Raw genomic sequence first — 2,526 nt, 5'->3', positions numbered from 1 at the left:
CCTCCCTGACCTCCTTCGATCTTCTTCGGCCCTTCTCCTTCTTCGACGTCGAACAGAACCAGAATCTGACTATCGGCCTGACCGCGGCAGGCGCCGCCGCCCCGGTGCCGGCCACCGCCGGAAGGTGGCGGCCCGGCCCGGTGTTGTAGGTGACCGCGGTCGGCGTAGACGCCGATCGCGGATATCGCGGAGGTCTCGGCGCGGCGGGACGGCCAGGGGAAACGGCGAAGGGGACGGTGGTTGTGGTGCCGAAGGCGTACGTCTACAGCGACCACGGCGGTCCGGAGGTGGAGGCATTCGCCGACCTCCCGATCCCGGTGGCCGGGCCGGGTCAGCTCACGATCGCGGTACGTGCCGCCGGGGTCAACCCCGTGGACTGGAAGCTGCGGGGCGGCCTGCGGCTGCCGGCCGCCCCGCCAGCCGTGTTTCCGGTCGTACTCGGAGTGGAGGCCGCCGGCGTGGTAACGCAGGTGGGCCCGGACGTCGACGGATTCGCCATCGGCGACGAGGTGTTCGGCAGCGCGCCGGGCGGTGGCTACGCCGAGTACACGGTGCTGACCGCCGGGGAGAGCGCGCGCAAGCCGGCGACGCTGCCGGTCGCGGCGGCGACCGCCTACGACGGCGTGCACCAGCTGGCCCTGCCGCCCGGCGCCACCCTGCTGATCACCGGTGTGGGTGGCGGCGTGGGAGTGGCCGCTGCGCAGATCGCCCGGCAGGCGGGCCTGACGGTCGTCGGCACCGCGAGCGCCGGCAAGAAGGACTTCGTCGAGGCCCTCGGCGTCGCGCACGTCGAGCCGGGCCCCGGCATCGCGGACCGGGTGCGGGCCGCCGCGCCCAGGGGGGTCGACGGAATCTACGATCTCGTCGGGGGCGAGACGCTCGACGACGTCGTCGAGGTCCTCGCGGACCGGTCGAAGCTCGTCACAGCCTTGTCCGGGGCGAGCGACCGGCACGGCGGGACGACGGTCCAGCGGGCCCGGGACAGCCGCGTGCTCGACGCGGTCGCCCAGCTGGTCGTGGACGGCGCGCTGGACCCGCTCGTGACCGCAACCTTCCCGCTGGACCAAGCCCCGGCGGCGCTGCGCGCGGTGGAGAACGGCCACGCCCGCGGCAAGATCGTGATCGAGGTCGCCGCGTGACCGAGCTTGCCGTTCCCCGACGCCATGTCCCCGACCGGCAGGAGCCCGACCGGCAGGAGCCCAGGCGGCACGTGACCGGCCAGCACGTGCTGAACAACCCCGTCCGTTCCTCCCTCCTGGGTCCGCACGCGCATTTCGCCGAGCGGGTCGGTGACGTGCTGCGCTACCCGGTCAACGTGTCACCGTTCGTCGCCCTGCCGGACGTGCCCGACGAGGGCACCTGGCGCAACGCCGCAGCGATGCTCGGCCCGGGCGCGATCGTGCCGTTCACCGGCATCGACGCTTCCCCGCCGCCCGGCTGGGAAGAGGCAAGCTTCGACGGCGCGCAGCTCGTGGACGAGGGGGTCGACGCGTTCCCGGACGAGGAGGCCGTGCGGCTGGGGCCCGCGGACGTGCCGGAGATGCTCGCGCTGGTCGAACGCACCAAACCCGGGCCGTTCCTGCCCCACACGATCGAGCTCGGCACGTACCTCGGCATCCGGCGGGACGGCACGCTGGTGGCGATGGCCGGGGAACGGCTGCACCCGCCCGGCTGGACCGAGATCAGCGCCGTCTGCACGGACGCGGGCCACCGGGGCCAAGGCCTCGCGACCCGGCTCGTCCGCGCGGTCGCCGCGGGCATCCGGGCCCGCGGGGAAACACCGTTCCTGCACGCCGCGGCGACCAACACGAACGCGATCCGGCTCTACGAGTCGCTCGGGTTCCGGCTGCGGCGTGAGGTGACGTTCCGCGCCGCGCAGATACCGGATATCGAGCCGGCCGCGTAACCACCGTCCGGCCGCGTAACCACCGCACCGGCCCGCGTGGCGAACGCCTTCCCCGCGGGCCGGTGCGGACCACCGGCAGGCCATCCCCCGGTCGGACGACCCGCGCCGGCGCGACGACCGGCCCTGCCCGACTACCGTTCAGAAGTGGAGGTACGCCGACGACCCAGAACGAGGGGGATGACGCGATGACCCCGCCGAACGCGGGCGCGCCGGCGCTCGTCACCGTGGCTTCACCGACCGATCGGACCGAGCTGGCCATGCCCACGACGCAGACACCGACCCAGACCACCGGGACCAGCATCAGGGTGGCATTCGCCTTCGACCATGCCGGTGGCGGGGTGCTGTCCCCCGCAACCTGCCTGTGGCTGCTCGGGAACGAGCAGCTCGGCCGGGTGGCGTTCCGGGCGGACGGGGAGGTCCTCGTGCTGCCGGTGAACTACGTGATGGACGGGGAGGCGGTGGCCTTCCGGACGGCCGTGGGCTCGAAGCTGACCGCCGCGATCGAGGAGGACGCGGTTAGGGCCTGTTTGGGAAGTTCATCGGGGCAGCCATTTGTTGATCGCGGCGATGGTGGCTGTTGCTTCGTAGCGGACGGCTAGCTTGTTGTAGCGGGTCGCGAC

The 2,526-nt window shown here is 72.9% G+C and carries 3 protein-coding genes; all 3 read left to right on the top strand.

What is annotated here, in order from left to right:
• The first annotated feature begins 245 nt into the window (after positions 1 to 245).
• The gene (locus ACY5KJ_RS15255) at positions 246 to 1,139 is read left to right on the top strand and encodes an NADP-dependent oxidoreductase (protein WP_462203651.1); all 894 of its coding nucleotides are present in this window, start codon (positions 246 to 248) and stop codon (positions 1,137 to 1,139) included.
• A 71-nt stretch (positions 1,140 to 1,210) separates the two neighbouring features.
• Positions 1,211 to 1,906: a GNAT family N-acetyltransferase gene (locus tag ACY5KJ_RS15250; RefSeq protein ID WP_462188813.1), complete on the top strand. Its 696-nt coding sequence runs from the start codon at positions 1,211 to 1,213 to the stop codon at positions 1,904 to 1,906.
• Positions 1,907 to 2,091: 185 nt separating this feature from the next.
• Positions 2,092 to 2,505: a pyridoxamine 5'-phosphate oxidase family protein gene (locus tag ACY5KJ_RS15245; RefSeq protein ID WP_462203650.1), complete on the top strand. Its 414-nt coding sequence runs from the start codon at positions 2,092 to 2,094 to the stop codon at positions 2,503 to 2,505.
• Positions 2,506 to 2,526 lie beyond the last annotated feature (21 nt).

The organism is Frankia sp. CcWB3 (assembly GCF_977927595.1).
Note: the sequence above shows the minus strand (reverse complement) of the source record. Positions and strands in the feature narration are given on the sequence as shown.

Bases quoted from the DNA above. Each gene is read 5' to 3' on its own strand.
- ACY5KJ_RS15245 (WP_462203650.1), top strand. From the start codon at position 2,092: ATGACCCCGCCGAACGCGGGCGCGCCGGCGCTCGTCACCGTGGCTTCA.